This is a genomic window from Enterobacter sp. E20 (assembly GCF_000801755.2).
Taxonomy (GTDB): Bacteria; Pseudomonadota; Gammaproteobacteria; order Enterobacterales; family Enterobacteriaceae; genus Enterobacter; species Enterobacter asburiae_B.
In genome coordinates this window covers 1,133,793-1,150,012 of sequence record NZ_CP012999.1, presented here as the reverse complement: position 1 = coordinate 1,150,012, position 16,220 = coordinate 1,133,793, and the positions used below count along the sequence as shown (strand labels likewise).

Sequence of the window (16,220 nt, the reverse complement as noted above, 5' to 3'; positions counted from 1 at the left end):
ACTCTATTCTGTCAAAAAATACCTAAATGTTGCCAGAAACGTGAATCCTCAACCCGCTACTACGCTGTATGACCCCGACTCTACCGCCAGCCCGGCGGTGGCGCGTCATCTGGACTTCGTGGACTACGCCGCGGAAGTGCCGGTGCATACCCACCGCAAGGGCCAGCTGATTATTGCCCGATACGGCGCGGTCAGCTGTTACGCGGAAAATGACATCTGGATCGTGCCGCCGGACTGCGCCGTCTGGATCCCCGGCGGGATCCCGCACAGCGCCAAAGCGACCTGGAACGCGCATCTCAACTATCTGTTTATTGAGCCCGGCGCGGCGGCGCTGCCGGAGAGATGCTGCACGCTGGCGATCTCGCCGCTGATTAAGGAGCTGGTCGATCGTCTGACGCGCGAGGGCGTGGATTATCCCCCCGACGGCCACGTCGCCAGATTGACCCGGGTCACGCTTGACGAGCTCGCCAGCATGCCGCAGCAGAAGCTAAGCCTGCCGGTCTCAACCGATCCGAAAATTCGCGCCATGGCGGACGCGCTGGTCAGCCGTCCTGAGGACAGAAGCACCCTGAAGGACTGGGCGAAACGGCTCGCCCTCAGCGAGCGATCGTTTGCCCGCCTGATGCAGCGCGAGACCGGGCTGAGCTTCGGGCGATGGCGTCAGCAGCTGCATTTGATTATTGCCCTGCGGGAGCTGGCAAGCGGCGTGCCCGTCCAGAACGTGGCGGCAACGCTCGGGTATGAATCGGTGAATGCGTTTATCACCATGTTCAGAAAAGCGATGGGCAGCACGCCCGCCCATTATTTTGCCGAACGGAAAAACAGCGGCCGTTAGCCCGGCCCCTCGCTCCCCGCCGCCAGCAGCGGCACCACCACATCGCTGATGGGCACCGCAATACCGTGCTTGCGGCCGTAGCGCTGGATCACGCCGTTGCGGATATCCCACTCCATCGGGCGATCGGCCTGGCGGTCGGCCAGGATCGACGTGCCCAGGTCCTCAGGCGCACGCTGGAAGTTCGCCAGGATCTCCTGCGCCACGTCATCATCCAGCTTCGCCCCTTCGGCGCGGGCGACGGTAAGCCCCTCGCGCAGGTAGGCCAGCGCAAGCTCGCTGATATCCTCGCGCCTGAACATCCCGGCGCGGCGGTTAGAAAGCACCATCAGCCCGGCGGCCGCGTTTTGCAGCAGCTTGCGCCAGGCGACGGAGGCGAAATCTGTCGAGAGCTCAACCGCGCAGCGCGTACCGCGAAGCGCCTCCACCACCCGCTGCGCCTGCGGCACGTCCGGCAGGGTCAGGCGCGGTTTGGCGCGCAGCCAGACGGAGGCATCCGGCTCGCGCTGGGCCGGGAACCAGACCACCGACGGCAGCACCGTCGCGCCGTTAACCCACGGCTCAAGCTGGGCTTTTTGCTCCACGCCGTTTTGCAGGGCGCAGACCACGGTGTTTTCATCGCACAGGGCGCGCAGCCACCCGGCGCTGTCGGCGTTCTGGGTAGTTTTCACTGCGATGAAAACCAGATCCACTGGCTGCCTGATGACGGCCGGATCGGTTAATACCGGACCGGGCACCACGGTTTCACCCTCGTCGTGGCGCAGGCGTAATTCCGCGTGCGCGGTGCGCCCGCACAGCAGCGGCGTGCGGCCAACGTCATGCAGCACCGCGGCGATGGTGGTACCAATTGCGCCAGGCCCAATCAGCGCAATCACTGGATTGTCAGACATGGTTAACTCCCCTTTTCGCTAAGCCTGCTAACAGTTATACCACCCTGAAAAGTGAGCGCCACGTCGTTGTCTATACTCAACACACTACAGACAACGGAGTGCGCCATGCCTTTACCCTATTTTAAGTCCTCTGAACCTTTCACCCTCGGCATCGAACTCGAACTGCAGGTGGTTAACCCGCCGGGCTACGATCTGAGCCAGGACTCCTCCGCGCTCATCGCCGCCGTCAAAGACGACATCAAAGGCGGCGAGGTCAAACACGATATCACCGAAAGCATGCTCGAAATCGCCACCGGCGTATGCCAGAACATCGACCAGGCGGCGGCGCAGTTCTCGGTGATGCAGCAGAGCATCCTGCGCGCGGCGGCGGAGCAGCATATCCAGATCTGCGGCGGCGGGACTCACCCGTTCCAGAAGTGGCAGCGGCAGGAGGTGTGCGACGACGAGCGCTATAACGTCACGCTGGAGCGCTTTGGCTACCTGATTTTGCAGGCGACGGTGTTCGGCCAGCACGTGCACGTCGGCTGCCGAACCGGGGACGACGCGATTTACCTGCTGCACGGGCTGTCGCGATTCGTGCCGCACTTTATCGCCCTGGCGGCGGCCTCGCCGTACATGCAGGGCACGGACACGAAGTTCTCCTCGTCGCGGCTCAACATCTTCTCGGGATTTCCGGATAACGGCCAGATGCCGTGGGTCAACAGCTGGCAGGAGTTCGAGGGGCTGTTCCGCCGCCTGAGTTCGACCAGCATGATCGACAGCATTAAGGATCTGCACTGGGATATTCGCCCCAGCCCGCACTTCGGCACCGTCGAGGTGCGGGTGATGGATACGCCGCTGACGCTCGGCCACGCCATTAACATCGCCGGGCTTATCCAGGCGACGTCGCACTGGCTGCTGACCGCGCGGCCCTATAAGCATCAGGAAAAAGATTTTCTGCTGTACCGCTTTAACCGTTTTCAGGCCTGTCGCTACGGGCTGGAGGGGATCCTGACGGACGTGCACACCGGCGAGCACAAAACCGTGGCGGAAGACATTGCGTGGCTGCTGGAGCAGGTTGCGCCGTCGGCCGAGAAGCTCGGCGCGACGAGCGCAATCAATGAAATTGCCCTGCTGTTAAAGCAGGGCAAGAGCGAGGCGCAGCGCATGCGGGAGTTTATCGCCGACGGCGGCTCGCTGATTTCTCTGGTTCAGAAGCACTGCGAGCTGTGGGCGACGAGTCCGTAAGGCCGTGGCCCCACTCGCGCAGGCGCTGGAACAGCACGAACAGCGCGGGGATAAACACAATCCCCACCACGGTCGCCACCAGCATGCCGCTGAACACCGTGGTGCCGATGATGCGGCGGCTCTGGGCACCCGCCCCGGTCGCCAGCATCATCGGCAATACGCCGATAATGAACGACACGGCGGTCATCATCACCGCGCGGAAGCGGCGCGATGCCCCTTCCCGCGCGGCATCGACAATCGCCATTCCGTCCATGCGCCGCGCGCGGGCGAACTCCACGATAAGAATTGCGTTCTTGGCGGCGAGGGCTATCAATAGCACCAGACCTATCTGCACGTACACGTCGTTGGCATAGCCCGCCAGCCACAGCCAGACCAGCGCCCCGCCGATGGCGAACAGCACCGAGAGCATCACGCTCGCCGGGAGCGTCCAGCTCTCATACTGGGCAACGAGGAACAGCCACGCCATCACCACCGCCGCCAGCACGATCCACATCGCCTGGTTGCCGGTCTGCTGCTCCTGGTACGACATGCCGCTCCAGGCGTAGTCGTACCCGGCAGGCAGATTCTGCGCCAGAAGCTCGCCCATCGCCGCCATCGCAGTGCTGCTGCTCACCCCGTCCGCCGCCGAGCCGCTCACCGACACCGACGGGAACTGGTTGTACTGCTGCAGGAACGGCGCGCCGACGGTCGGCGTGATGGTGACGAGGTTGCTCAGGCGCACCCGCTCGCCGCTGTTGCTGCGCACGAACAGCTCGCTGATTTGCCCGGCGCGCTCGCGCCACTGCATCTCGTTCTGCATCACCACGTGGTAGACGCGGTTGTTGACGCTGAAATCCCCGGCGCGCGTGCCGCCGAAGGCGGTTTGCAGGCTGCTGAAAATGCGCGACACCGGCACGTCGAGGCGCGCGGCGCGCTCGCGGTCAACGGTCAGCGTCAGCTGCGGCACGTTGCTGCTCCAGGTGGTGAACACGCGGCTCAGCTGCGGGTGCTGGTTGGCTTTCGCCAGCACCTCACGCGTCACGCGCTCCAGCTCCGCCGGGCTCTGCCCCGCCTGCGCCTGGATGCGCAGGTCGAAGCCGGAGGCGTTGCCCAGCCCCGGCAGCGTCGGCGGGGCAAAGGTCATGATGGTTGCTTCCGGCAGGGCCAGCAGCTGGCGCTGCAGGGTACCCATCACCTCGTCCAGCGGTGGACGCTCGCTCCAGTCCTTCAGCATGATGGAGATAAACCCGCCGTTGGAGGCGCTGGTGCCGTTGAGAATGTTAAATCCGGAGACCTGAATCACGTCCTCCACCGCCGGATTTTTAGCGATGAGTTCGCGCGCCGTGGTCATCACCGCTTCGGTGCGCTCCAGAGAGGCCGCCTCCGGCAGCTGAACGCTGGCAAAGAAGTAGCCCTGATCCTCCTGCGGCAGGAAGCCTTTTGGCATCGACGTAAAGCTGAACGCCACCACGGCCGCCGCGCCTGCGGTGGCCAGCAGCGCCAGCCACGGGCGAAGGTTGAAGACAGTCACGATGCGGGTGTAGACGCCACGCGTGGCCTCCAGCCCCCGGTTGAACCCACGGAAAATCGCCGCGGGCTGCACCGGGCGCGGACGCAGGAGCATCGCGCACAGGGCGGGCGTCAGGGTCAGCGCCACGAGGCTTGAGAGCGTGACGGCGGTGGAGAGCGTCACCGCAAACTGGCGGTACAGCTCGCCGACAATCCCCGGCAGGAGCGCTACCGGCACAAACACCGCCAGCAGCACCAGCGTCGTGGCGATGACCGGCCCGGCGATCTGGCGCAGCGCCAGCGCGGTCGCCGCCGTGCGGCTCTGCCCTTCCGCCATCAGCGTTTCGACGCTCTCCACCACTACGATGGCGTCATCCACCACCATGGTCAGCGCCAGAATAATGGCGAACAGGCTGAGCGTGTTGGCGGAGTAGCCGAGCGTGTAGAGCACCGCGAAGGTGCCCACCAGCGATACCGGAATGGCGAGCGCGACAATCAGCGTCGCGCGCCAGCTTTGCAGGAACAGGGACACCACGACCACCACCGCCAGCATCGTCAGCGCCAGCGAGACGCCGATCTCTTTAATGGTGGCGGCCACAAAGGAGGTGGTGTCGAATTTCACCTCGTAGACCAGGTCGTCCGGGAAGCGCGTCGAGAGGCGATCCAGCTCCGCGCGCACCGCGTCGGCCACGCGCAGGGCGTTGGCGGACGGCGTCGGGTAGATGCCGAGATAGGCGGAGTCGTGCCCGTTCAGCTGCGCGCCGGAGCTGTAGCTGCGCGAGCCGAGCTCAATGGTGGCGACGTCCTTCAGGCGCACCAGCTGGCCCATCTCGCCCGCGCGGATGATAATGTCGGCAAAGTCTTCGGCCTGGTTTAAGCGCCCCAGGCCGTTGATGGTCAGGGTCTGCTGCTGGCCGTTAAACACCGGCGGCGTGCCGACCTGGCCTGCCGCCCCCTGCACGTTCTGCTCGCGCAGCGCCTGCGCCACGTCGTCGGTGGTGACGTTCAGGGCGTTCATGCGGTCCGGACGCAGCCAGATGCGCATGCTGTAGTCGCGCGCGCCAAACATCTGCACCTGCCCGACGCCCGGCAGACGCGACAGCGCCTCGCGCACCTGGGTGCTGGCGTAGTTACTCACAAACAGCGGCGTATGGGTGTTGTCCGGTGAGTAAAGACTTACCCCCATCATCAGGTTGGTGGCGCGCTTGCGCACCTGCACGCCGTTTTGCTGCGCTTCGGTCGGGAGCTGCGCCACGGCCTGCGAGACGCGGTTCTGCACGTCGATGGCGGCGAGGTCCGGATCGGTGCCCGCCGCGAAGGTGATGTTCAGGCTATACGAGCCTTCGTCCGAGCTGGTGGACTCCATGTAGAGCATGTGATCCACGCCGTTCAGCTGCGTCTCCAGCGGCGTGGCGATAGCCTCCGCCACGTCAGCCGAGCTGGCGCCCGGCCAGCTGGCAGACACATTCACCACCGGCGGCGCGATCTGCGGGTACTGCTCCACCGGGATAATTCTCAGCGCAATGGCCCCCAGCAGGGAGATGACCAGCGCAATCACCATCGCGAAGCGCGGGCGTTTGATGAAAAACGTCAGCATGATGGCTCCTTAATTCAGTATCTGGACGGCCGCGCCGGGCTGCACGCGCTGCGCGCCGTCAGTAATCGCTCGCTCACCGGACTTCACGCCGGATGAAATCCGGAACTGCTGGCCGATCTGTCCGGCGACCTTCAGCGGGCGCATTTCGGCTTTGCCGTCGGCGTTAACCACCCAGGCAAAGAACCCGTCGCCGTTCTGCTGGACCGCCGCGGCGGGCAGGGTCAGAACCGGCTGCTCGCTGGCCGGGCGCAGCGTCACGTTCACGCTGCCGCCGGGCAGCAACTGATGGCGCGGGTTGGCAAACTCGGCGCGCAGCATCACGCTGGCGGTGCGCGGATCGATGCGGTTGTCCACGGACGTCAGCTCGCCGCTGACGCGCTGGCCGTTGCTGTCAATGAACGTCTGCCAGGCCTGCTTCATGGCGCTGATATCCGCATGCTGTCCGGCTTTGGTGGCAAACGCGCCCTCTTCCAGCGCAAAGGCGATGCGGATGGGATCGAGCTGCACCACCTCCACCAGCACGCCGCTGGCAGGGTTGACCAGGCTGCCGACGTGGAACCGGCGGTGCCCCACGCGGCCGTCAATCGGTGAGGTGATGCGAGTGTAGTTCAGGGTGACATTACGGGTTTCGAGACGGGCTTTGGCCTGCTCCAGCGCCGCGCTGGCGACGTCGCGCTGCATGCGGGCGTTGTCCACGTCGTGACGGCTGATGGCGTTGCTGCTGCCCAGGCTTTCAAAGCGGGACAGCTGCTGCTGCGCCTGGCGCAGCGTGGCTTCGGCGCTTCTCACCTCAGCCTGCGCCAGACGCAGGGCGGCGCGCGGCTCGGCGTCGTCCAGCTCGAACAGCAGGTCGCCTTTTTTCACGTACTGCCCGTCGCGGAAGTGGATTTTGGCGATCGCGCCTTCGGTACGCGCGCGCAGCTCAACGGTGTGGATGGCTTCGATGCGGCCCGGGATCTGGCGCTCGGCGGCGTGGGCGGTCTGCTCCACGGTGGCGACACGAACGGGGATGGCGGCAGCGAATACGGGTTGCAGGGTGCAGGCGAGGAGCGCGAACAGGAGTGGGAGTTTCATTAAGAGGTACCTCAGATGTGTTCCCCTCACCCCGGCCCTCTCCCACGGGGAGAGGGAGGTCAGAGTCCCCTCTCCCTGTGGGAGAGGGTTAGGGTGAGGGCAAAAGGTTATGCAGCCTTACGGAACCTGCGGGTCAGTCGCTTCTCGATTTCGACGACGAAGAACATCACGCCCGCTACCGCCAGGGTCACAAACCAGTAGCGCAGCGGCAGGGCTTCGGTGCCGAACAGCATCTGCATAAACGGCAGGTAGATAATCGCCGCCTGGAGCAGGAACAGCACGCCCGTCACCAGCCAGATCCCTTTGTTCGCCAGCAGGCCGCGGTTCAGGGAGAACCCTTCGGTGTTGCGGCAGTTAATCATGTACACCCACTGGGCGCAGACCAGCATCTGCAGCAGCACGGTGCGGATGAACTCCGCGCTGTGGCCGCGCGGGGCCAGCCAGGCTTCCAGCGCAAAGGCGGCGATGGCAATCATGGTGCCGACGAAGGCCACGCGCCACACGGCGTAGGCGTCCATCACGTGCTGCCCGGTCTGACGCGGCGGACGACGCATGATGTTGCGCTCGGCGGCTTCGAAGGCCAGGCCGAAGGAGAGCGTGGCGGATGTGGCCATGTTCATCCACAGAATCAGCACCGGCGTCAGCGGAATGATGTTCCCCGCCAGCAGCGCAATCACAATCAGCAGCCCCTGCGCGAGGTTGGTCGGCATGATGAACAGAATCGTCTTCTTCAGGTTGTCGTAAACGCGACGCCCCTCTTTCACCGCGCTGGCGATGGTGGCGAAGTTGTCGTCCGTCAGGACCATGTCCGCCGCCTCTTTGGTCACTTCCGTGCCCTTGATGCCCATCGCGATGCCGACGTCAGCCTGACGCAGCGCCGGGGCATCGTTCACGCCGTCACCGGTCATGCCGACGATTTCGCCTTTGTCCTGCAGCGCTTTCACCAGGCGCAGCTTATGCTCCGGGCTGGTACGGGCGAAGATGTCATACTTCACCGCCGCTTCCGCCAGCGCGGCGTCGTCCATCTTCTCCAGCTCGTAGCCGGTGACCGCCTGCTCGCTGTTGGCGATCCCCAGCATCTGGCCGATGCTCATCGCCGTCTGCGGGTGATCCCCGGTGATCATCTTCACGCGGATCCCCGCCTGCTGGCAGGCGTTAATCGCATCAATGGCTTCCGGACGCGGCGGATCCATCATCCCGGCGATACCGAGGAAGATCAGGCCGTGGCTCAGGCCGTCGTGCGTCAGTTCCTGCTCGCCGTTTGCCGGCTTGAACGCCGCGGCGACCATGCGCAGCCCCTGACGCGCATAACGCTCCATCTCGGCTTCCCAGTACGCGCGGTTGAAGGCTTCCGCACCGTTGCGGGTCTGCTGCTGCGCGCACAGGGAGAAAATGACGTCCGGCGCGCCGGTGATCAGGATCTGCTCCTCACCGCCAATCTGGTAGTGGGTGCTCATGTACTTGTACTGCGAGTCGAACGGGATCTTGTTAACCAGCGTGGTCATGACCGGCTCAAGGCTGGCCTTCGCCGCCAGCACCTTCAGCGCGCCCTCGGTCGGCCCACCGGTGATGCCCCACAGGCCGCGCTCGTCCTGAATCAGCTGGCTGTCGTTACACAGGTCGATGGTGCGCAGGTACTGTTCCAGCACGGTGCCCGGCTGGATGTGGACCGGCTCGTCGCTGCCTTCCAGGTAGATGTTGCCCACCGGCTCGTAGCTGTTGCCGTCCACGCGGTAGCAGGCGTCAGCGGTGATAATGGCTTTAACCGTCATCTCGTTCATGGTCAGGGTGCCGGTTTTATCCGAGCAGACCACGGTCATCGCGCCGAGCGTTTCCACCGTCGGCAGCTTGCGGATAATCGCCCGCTTGCGCGCCATCGCCTGCACGCCCAGCGAGAGGATGATGGAGATAATCGCCGGCAGACCTTCCGGCACGGAGGCCACCGCCAGGCTAATCAGAGAGAGCAGCAGCTCGCCCATCGGGATCTCGCGGAACACCAGGCTGAAGACAAACAGCGCGGCCATCATCGCCAGAATAATGGCGAAGATCGCTTTACCCAGCTTGTCCATCTGCACCAGCAGCGGCGTGCGGTGCTTTTCGATACCCGCCATCATCTGGTTGATGTGGCCGAGCTCCGTATCCTTACCGGTCGCGGTGACCACGCCGACGCCGCCGCCCGCGCTTACGGTCGTCCCGGAGAAGACCATATTGGTGCGATCGCCCAGCGGCAGTTCGCCGCTCAGCGGATTAATATGTTTATCCACCACGGTGGATTCACCGGTCAGAATCGCCTCTTCCACGCGTAAATTATGCGCTTCGATTAAACGCATATCCGCCGGAATACGATCTCCCGCGCGTAATACAATAATATCGCCCGGGACTATTTCAGTTGTGGGTAGAGTTTCGTGATTGCCGTTACGAATAACGCGCGCCTCGCTGGAGAGCATATTGCGAATACTCTTCAGGGATTTTTCCGCGTTGCTTTCCTGAATATGGCCAATTAAGGCATTGATTACCGCCACGCCCAGAATAACCAGCGTATCAACCCAGTGGCCCATTATTGCCGTTAATACGGCGGCGGCCAGCAGGACATAAATCAGCACATCATTAAAATGGGCCAAAAAACGCAGCCAGGCGGGTTTGCCTTTTTTCTCCGGCAGCGCGTTCGGCCCTGTTTTTTGCAGACGCGCCTGCGCCTCTGCACGATCCAGACCGCTGGCCTGGCTCTGCGTGTGGGTAAGCACCTGCTCTACGGTCTGCTGGTATGCCAGCCCGCCGGAAGGCGGCACGTTTGGGGACAATTTTTTTTCGGTCATCGTATTTTTCCTTCAATATCCGGTGAACAGAAGCCTGAATTCCTTTCTGGCTTAAATAAATTCATTTTAAAGTCTTGCGGGTAAAATTGATCTACCGCAATATAATGACTTCTCGGTTATTCAAAACTGATTAAAACTATTTCGATGGCCTGATTTTTACAAAATATTTCTAAACCAACACTAAACGAGGGGGAACCATGTGGGGTATTTATCGCGGACGCCGACTGGTGTTATACGTTATCGCGGCCATTGTTATTGCTACGTTAATTGGTTATAGCACCTATACATTTGTAAAATTACTTTCCTGACAAAGACATTTATTTACATAACGCGATATTAATATAAATGCCGGGTCGTATTTTGTTATTTATTCGAAAAATAATATCTTCGTTTTGTTCAATAACGTCTTAGTCGCTGATATTGCTTTACGTTACAGGATGCCGGACAATGACATTTTTAACTGACGATTAACATTACGATGAAACACCCGTTAGAATCGCTGCTTACGGCAGGCGGCATTTTATTGCTGGCCCTGCTCTCCTGCCTGCTGTTACCCGCGCCGTCGCTGGGTCTGGTGCTGGCGCAGAAGCTGGTTCAGACCTTTCACATGGTCGATCTGAACCAGCTTTACACCATTCTGTTCTGCGTGTGGTTTTTACTGCTGGGTGCCATCGAATTCTTCGTGCTGCGTTTCGTCTGGCGCCGCTGGTTTTCACTGGCATCGTAAGCCGATGAAATCGCGTATGCCGTGATCAGCGCTTCACACCAGGTCGCGAAGCCGTGGCCTCGCGGAACAGCGGGTCAATAGCACACCGATGACTGTCGCGCTACACGATTTAACCCAGGACAACGTGGCGGATACCAGGTATGTGGCGTCATGCGCAAGCAATACGGCGAGCTGATATGGGATTGGCCACACGATGATGGCGACGGTGAACGGTTGCCAGTAAAGCGAAATTGCCGGGTAGCGCTTATGCTTACCCGGCATATGTTCTGGATATAACGCTAAAAAGCCTTATTCCGTTTCAACATTAATCTGTATATCGCTCATAACATCATGCTTATCTCTGACATGAAGCTCATTTTTGTTAAGAACAGGTTTGAGTGTGAGCGTAACGCTGAACTGCTTACCAGCCAGAATCTGCGAACCCTGGACAGGAATCAATCCCTGTTGCGCCTGGACTAGATGATCATCCCCGCTTTGCCCTGCAATAACAAACGGGTCATGGGAAACAGTATGGCTCAGCGAAACATTTTTCCCATCCAGTGTGGCCTGAGTGGCCTGAATGTACAGCCCACTCCGATCGCCGAAAATAAATGCCCCTTGCTCTCCCGATTTACCGCTAAAGAACAGCGCCATCTTTTGTGGTTCAGTACACAAAGCCGTGAGATGAACATCTCGTTGCGCTAACGCATTCCACTGTTTAACGGTATTGACGAGATCGTCAGGTTTAATTTGACCATAGTTAACATCATGCTGTGACAGAGATACCTGGCAATCAGCAAGTGAATATGGCATACAGACCAATTGCATCAGTCCTGCCACGATATATTTCATATAATGTCTCACTGGCATACTCCGGTGATATCCTCATAGAAGTTATTAAGGTCTTGTTTTTCTGGCAATTTGAAATGCAACTGACATTGATGTCTTCCCTGCTCATCAACTGCATACAAGGCCGGTAAATTTTGCACATCGCTTAAAAATACCAGACCATCTTCAATCGCAGTGGCAACATAATTACCTTTGCTATCAACCACAGAACTCCCTTTCGTCAATATTCCGTTATCCTGGCGCGAAACATGTAACATGATTCTCCGGGTATTGATCACACCAAAATGAACCTGGCTCACGGCACCATGTCCACTCGCAACGATTGAAATACCGTTGTTTACATCGATATTTTTGGGTAAGGTTTCAGTATTAATTTCGATGCGAGCATTATGATAAGCAGGCAGTGAAGGGATCACCGCACGCCCCCAGCGATCTGTCCAAACGTCACCGGACGGAGTCGATATTTCAACATTACTCACTTTTTCATCCAGCGACACTAACGCGAAGGTGTCATCAATTGGATACGATGAAAATGTCACGCCTTTGGAATGGGCCAGTACACCGCCGCTCAGTCGTGCACCATAATTCTTGTTGTCATTACCCGTTGTCCCTGCATTGAGACCCAGTTGAGTGAAATGCAAATTGTCGCTCAGGCTGCCATCAAAACTGTTTTCATTGTCAGACATGTCGCGCTCCGCGGCGATGGAATAAGAGACCTCAGGGCTAATAGTTCCACTGCTTTGTAATCCACTATGCTCGGAATCACCTTGTTTGCGCATATACGCGCCGACACGCTGAGAACCAATAGGAACACTCATATTCACATAAAACATATCAGCATTGGTGTTGCGATTGTCATTGTCATTGTCATCGCGGTTTAACTGGCTTTGCCAGTTTGCCGTTATGCTGAATCGCGAGAAGGTTTTGCCCCATGCCACCGTAACGTAACGCGTGTCGCTTTCACCCTTACTGCCTTTATTCAGGCTGTATCCAAGATTAAATGAACCTAATATGTTATTACTCCATCCCACGTTACCGCTGTATTGACCGCTATATTGAATAAAATCATCCTGCAGTGTATCGGCTAATTCACGATAACCTGAGGTGAAATGCGACGCGGCGGCAGACAAGGAAATATTATTGCCTGGTGAATAACTGGCACTGAGCGTGGCCTCCGTTCCTTTATTATCATCTTTAGAATCCTGTGAAGCTTTAATGACCGAAGACAGAAGCGTTTCAGACACAGGTGAAACATCCGCAGAGAAAGCCAGGGCATTATATTTTGTTGCCGTCAATCCACCGGCACTCACATTCATCCAGGGCGAAATTTTCCAGCCTTTGGATGCAGTCAGCAGATAGGGCAATTCATCGTTACTGTCTATATCCCGAAGCTTACCTGCGGCGATGGAGAACCCCTGTGGTCCACCTAGCTGGTTAGGATGCAATGATTCAGCGGGAATAACATAATGGTTCTCTGAGCCATCAGTTTCTTTTACCTTAACATCAAGCGGTGTATTTACGCTGGTAATCGGAACATTACTTAGCGAAAAAGGACCAGCAGGAACCAGCGTAGAATACACCAGTGCGCCATTTTGTCGAACTTCGACACGCGCTTGTGGACCCTGGGCAATACCCTTAACCGTCACACCTGAACCCGAGTTAACGTTAAGACCTGCTTCTGGAACCATTTGCACGCCAGAAATTGCGGAGCCAGAAAATAAGGTATTACTGATGTAGATCTGCCCAGCCTGCACTAATGCTTGCTGATCAACAAACGTATGTTGTACATAGGTATACAGCGCATCATTACTCAACTGGCCATCATTATTTGTGAAAATCTGACGACTGCGTAAAAGCCAGTCGTTAAAATTAAGACCTTCTTCCGCCGAAGCCTGAGTATAATGACTTTGATCATTACTGTAGGTATTTTTAGTCGTAAAGACGTCGTAATTCAACAGACCTGCTGCTCCGCCCTTTTGATAGTTTTTGATAAGCATATTGTCATGGACTTGTGCCTCCTCTGGTACAATGAGGTCCAGACGCTCTTGACCAGGGCGTTTAATAATAATGGCTGTAGGATAATATTTTTTATAATCAAAACAGGTATCAGCCTTTTTCTCTGGAATAGCTTTAGCATCCTGATTTTCTTGCCCGGTAAAAAACTGGCTTATCTCATCGGGGATCTGCAGCCCTGCCGCTGTCAGGAAATCATTATCGACGCATAACTCACCGGCATTATCAAATCGAGCAGTCACGCTACCAATATTTTTTCCATTAACATACAGAGTAACCGGGCTTCGTCCTGGTGCAAATTTTGCTTTATCCGCAAAGTAATCGCTCAAAGCGCTATCAAGACCACGTGTCTTCAAAACGTCTTTGTCAAATTCAGCCATGTTATCTGCAGCAAAACATTTTGCATCGATCGCAGCACAGAGGAGTACACTGCACACAATGCCTATTTTAAACGTTATATTTTCAGGTTTCATAATTAACGAACAAAAAAATACCAGAAGTTGTTTTGATTACTCGATAACGAGATTAATGTGCGTTCAGTTGTGCTGTATAATTTTCTATTTGCACACCATAGCGACTGACCGGCGCGAACGTGACCTGAGTATCTCCCGCGAGAGATCTACCCGTATCAACCACTATGGATTGACCTGGCAATATATAGCTGCGCGGAAATTTGATCGTCGTTTTAGACGGTAATGCTACACTCTGTGGCTGAAAACGTACGACGTATGGACTGGTATTCTGCAAAGTGACAGTTGTGCCATTCACTTTCCAGGTAAGCAGAGTCCATGCATCTTGTCGTTCAGGTATGCCTGACGGATGAATAATCACCGGTAAATCCTGGCGGATATTAAATCCAACAGCGTCTTTTCCAACCTTCTTCTGCGGAATTCCTTCAAAAACGACGCGTGCCATGTGTTCCACTTTCAATGGCGCATCGGTTTGCAATACAAATCGTACATGCTGAGTATCGCCACCCTCCACACGCGTTACTGGCTGCGTGGCAATCAGGTGAAAACCTTTTTCTCCGGGCAACTCGGTTATACTGGTATAAAGAAGCTGCGGACTTTCATCGCTATTTTTAACATTCATGCTTCCACCCTTCGCTTCTTCATTGATGAAGAGCATGGACGTTTCTGGAATCAATCCCATTGCCTTAGCGGAAGGAGTATTTAAAACACCAAGCAAAATAAAAAATAACAAACTGAAAGGATAATTACGGTTAGACATTGATTTCACCATGAAAATGAAGGGCGAAAATAAAACATATTTAAATAAGGGTGCAATGAAATCATTACACCCTCAATACCTCTAACAAAAATTTAAATTCGTATCTAAATAGATATTAGAGATAAACCAGAGAGAAGGTTGCCAGCCCATCGAGATTCGTGTCGTCGGTGATAGCAAGAGTCGTTGTGTTTTGAATCGCAGCGGTCACACGCAGTGGCAGCACGGCAACTTTAAAAGCCTTAGGCACAAGAGTACCTGCTGCGGCAAAGCTCCAGACTTCTGTACCATCCGGTTTGAAATCGGTGCTCATTGCCGCTATTTTTCTCCAGTCAGTACTGGTCGTCGAAGCGCCAGTTGTTTTCTGGACAATCGCATCAGCCGCAACGCCATCCAGAGTTACGCCTGCTGCATCTGTGGTAGCGGTTGTAATGGTATAAGCCCCTAGCTTAACGCCTCCCGTTGTCTGACCTAAACCAAACTCCCAGGCAGCAGAGTTGATGTTAACGTTATTGCTCGTACCCTGAGTAATCAGGAGTGCTTGCAGGCTTGAGCTACGACCATCCATTGTAGAAACACCGACTGCCATAGCTGCATCACATGTAATCGTTAATGTGATTTCTTTTTTGCCTAACTGATTTACATCAGTAGCACTGAGCCCACTCATTTTAATACGACCAAAATCGGCAGTACCATTATTACTCAGTGTTGGTGTACAGGCTGTATTTCCCAACACCCCTTTTACTTTCAGATCAACTGTATCAGAAGCAAATGCAGAGAAGGTTGCACTTACTAATAATGCTGAGGTCAATACCTTACCAATCATTTCTTTTTTCATTTACGACACCTATATTTTATCCGTTCTGCTATAATATTTAACGGTGCACGCTATATATCGCCCTAACCCAAAAGGTACATATACAAATATCAAGCAATATTAATTAACCCCACCGTGGCGCCTATTAAATATCCAGACCGTGAATATAACAAGAAACAGGCAATCCAAATCAGGATCCTAAATTACTTGAAGTAGAATAATAAGCAGCATAGTAATGAAATAGCGAGGATCTTACAGGAAATGATAATAGAGAAATGCCAGGGTATACTTTTGGCCCGGTAAGCATAGCGCCACCGGGCGATAACAACTCAATGCGCCTGACTGTGGTTCTCCTTGCGGTACGCCCCAGGCGGCTGGTTGAACGTGCGGGTGAAGATACGGGTAAACGTCTGCTGCGAGTCAAACCCGTAACGCAGGCAGATGTCGTACACCCGAGCGTCGGATTCACGCAGATCGCGCGCCGCCAGCAGCAGCTTGCGCTCACGGATATAACGCCCCAGGCTCTCCCCTTTGTACTGCATAAACAACCGCTGCAGGTGCCACTTCGAGTAACCCGCGTGGCGGGCAATCTCTTCTATACGTAATGGCTGATGCAGATTGTCGTCGATCCATTCGACGATAGTGTCGATGACTTGAGCGGAAATGGTCATGCTGCTGTCCCCC

General features: G+C 56.6%; 12 protein-coding genes. 3 read left to right on the top strand and 9 right to left on the bottom strand.

Going from position 1 to position 16,220, the window contains the following annotated elements; all coding sequences use genetic code 11:
* Positions 1 to 40: 40 nt before the first annotated feature.
* The gene (locus NI40_RS05305) at positions 41 to 835 is read left to right on the top strand and encodes an AraC family transcriptional regulator (RefSeq protein WP_039264033.1); all 795 of its coding nucleotides are present in this window, start codon (positions 41 to 43) and stop codon (positions 833 to 835) included.
* Here the strand turns inward: NI40_RS05305 and NI40_RS05300 are convergent.
* Positions 832 to 1,722, bottom strand: coding sequence for an oxidoreductase (locus NI40_RS05300; protein WP_039264032.1), 891 nt, complete (start codon positions 1,720 to 1,722; stop codon positions 832 to 834). The two genes, NI40_RS05305 and NI40_RS05300, sit on opposite strands and share 4 nt — an antisense overlap.
* Before the next feature lie 105 nt (positions 1,723 to 1,827).
* Here NI40_RS05300 and NI40_RS05295 point away from each other — a divergent pair, with 105 nt between their 5' ends.
* Positions 1,828 to 2,949, top strand: coding sequence for a YbdK family carboxylate-amine ligase (locus NI40_RS05295; protein WP_039264031.1), 1,122 nt, complete (start codon positions 1,828 to 1,830; stop codon positions 2,947 to 2,949).
* Here NI40_RS05295 and NI40_RS05290 read toward each other — a convergent pair.
* The 3 genes from NI40_RS05290 to NI40_RS05280 form a co-directional block, all read right to left on the bottom strand.
* Positions 2,879 to 6,034: an efflux RND transporter permease subunit gene (locus NI40_RS05290; protein WP_039264029.1), complete on the bottom strand. Its 3,156-nt coding sequence runs from the start codon at positions 6,032 to 6,034 to the stop codon at positions 2,879 to 2,881. The two genes, NI40_RS05295 and NI40_RS05290, sit on opposite strands and share 71 nt — an antisense overlap.
* Positions 6,035 to 6,043: 9 nt before the next feature.
* Positions 6,044 to 7,108, bottom strand: coding sequence for an efflux RND transporter periplasmic adaptor subunit (locus tag NI40_RS05285; RefSeq protein WP_039264028.1), 1,065 nt, complete (start codon positions 7,106 to 7,108; stop codon positions 6,044 to 6,046).
* Between the two features lie 107 nt (positions 7,109 to 7,215).
* Entirely contained in the window at positions 7,216 to 9,924 is a 2,709-nt protein-coding gene (locus tag NI40_RS05280) for a cation-transporting P-type ATPase (protein WP_039264027.1), read from the bottom strand.
* Positions 9,925 to 10,402: 478 nt separating this feature from the next.
* On the opposite strand from NI40_RS05280, the gene NI40_RS05275 reads away from it, so the two are divergent.
* Entirely contained in the window at positions 10,403 to 10,651 is a 249-nt protein-coding gene (locus tag NI40_RS05275) for a DUF1158 domain-containing protein (RefSeq protein WP_013097677.1), read from the top strand.
* 288 nt (positions 10,652 to 10,939) lie between these two features.
* Here NI40_RS05275 and NI40_RS05270 read toward each other — a convergent pair whose 3' ends face one another.
* From NI40_RS05270 to NI40_RS05250, 5 genes are all read right to left on the bottom strand, one after another.
* The gene (locus NI40_RS05270; RefSeq protein WP_127353281.1) at positions 10,940 to 11,482 is read right to left on the bottom strand and encodes a hypothetical protein; all 543 of its coding nucleotides are present in this window, start codon (positions 11,480 to 11,482) and stop codon (positions 10,940 to 10,942) included.
* Positions 11,483 to 11,490: 8 nt separating this feature from the next.
* Positions 11,491 to 13,965 carry a fimbrial biogenesis usher protein gene (locus NI40_RS05265; RefSeq protein ID WP_071884813.1) on the bottom strand — a complete coding sequence of 825 codons (2,475 nt, stop codon included), beginning with the start codon at positions 13,963 to 13,965 and terminating at the stop codon, positions 11,491 to 11,493.
* A gap of 52 nt (positions 13,966 to 14,017) precedes the next feature.
* Entirely contained in the window at positions 14,018 to 14,722 is a 705-nt protein-coding gene (locus NI40_RS05260) for a fimbria/pilus chaperone family protein (protein ID WP_039264025.1), read from the bottom strand.
* 115 nt (positions 14,723 to 14,837) lie between these two features.
* Positions 14,838 to 15,557 (bottom strand): DUF1120 domain-containing protein, encoded by a 720-nt coding sequence (locus NI40_RS05255; protein ID WP_080338139.1) that lies wholly within the window; start codon positions 15,555 to 15,557, stop codon positions 14,838 to 14,840.
* Positions 15,558 to 15,865: 308 nt separating this feature from the next.
* Positions 15,866 to 16,207, bottom strand: coding sequence for a RamA family antibiotic efflux transcriptional regulator (locus NI40_RS05250; protein ID WP_029741711.1), 342 nt, complete (start codon positions 16,205 to 16,207; stop codon positions 15,866 to 15,868).
* Positions 16,208 to 16,220: the final 13 nt, after the last annotated feature.

What these genes read in the sequence shown, in the direction of transcription:
- NI40_RS05270 (WP_127353281.1), bottom strand. Translation starts at nt 11,482, where the DNA reads ATGAAATATATCGTGGCAGGACTGATGCAATTGGTCTGTATGCCATAT.
- NI40_RS05250 (WP_029741711.1), bottom strand. Translation starts at nt 16,207, where the DNA reads ATGACCATTTCCGCTCAAGTCATCGACACTATCGTCGAATGGATCGAC.
- NI40_RS05295 (WP_039264031.1), top strand. Translation starts at nt 1,828, where the DNA reads ATGCCTTTACCCTATTTTAAGTCCTCTGAACCTTTCACCCTCGGCATC.
- NI40_RS05265 (WP_071884813.1), bottom strand. Translation starts at nt 13,965, where the DNA reads ATGAAACCTGAAAATATAACGTTTAAAATAGGCATTGTGTGCAGTGTA.
- NI40_RS05260 (WP_039264025.1), bottom strand. Translation starts at nt 14,722, where the DNA reads ATGTCTAACCGTAATTATCCTTTCAGTTTGTTATTTTTTATTTTGCTT.
- NI40_RS05280 (WP_039264027.1), bottom strand. Translation starts at nt 9,924, where the DNA reads ATGACCGAAAAAAAATTGTCCCCAAACGTGCCGCCTTCCGGCGGGCTG.
- NI40_RS05300 (WP_039264032.1), bottom strand. Translation starts at nt 1,722, where the DNA reads ATGTCTGACAATCCAGTGATTGCGCTGATTGGGCCTGGCGCAATTGGT.
- NI40_RS05275 (WP_013097677.1), top strand. Translation starts at nt 10,403, where the DNA reads ATGAAACACCCGTTAGAATCGCTGCTTACGGCAGGCGGCATTTTATTG.
- NI40_RS05290 (WP_039264029.1), bottom strand. Translation starts at nt 6,034, where the DNA reads ATGCTGACGTTTTTCATCAAACGCCCGCGCTTCGCGATGGTGATTGCG.
- NI40_RS05255 (WP_080338139.1), bottom strand. Translation starts at nt 15,557, where the DNA reads ATGAAAAAAGAAATGATTGGTAAGGTATTGACCTCAGCATTATTAGTA.
- NI40_RS05285 (WP_039264028.1), bottom strand. Translation starts at nt 7,108, where the DNA reads ATGAAACTCCCACTCCTGTTCGCGCTCCTCGCCTGCACCCTGCAACCC.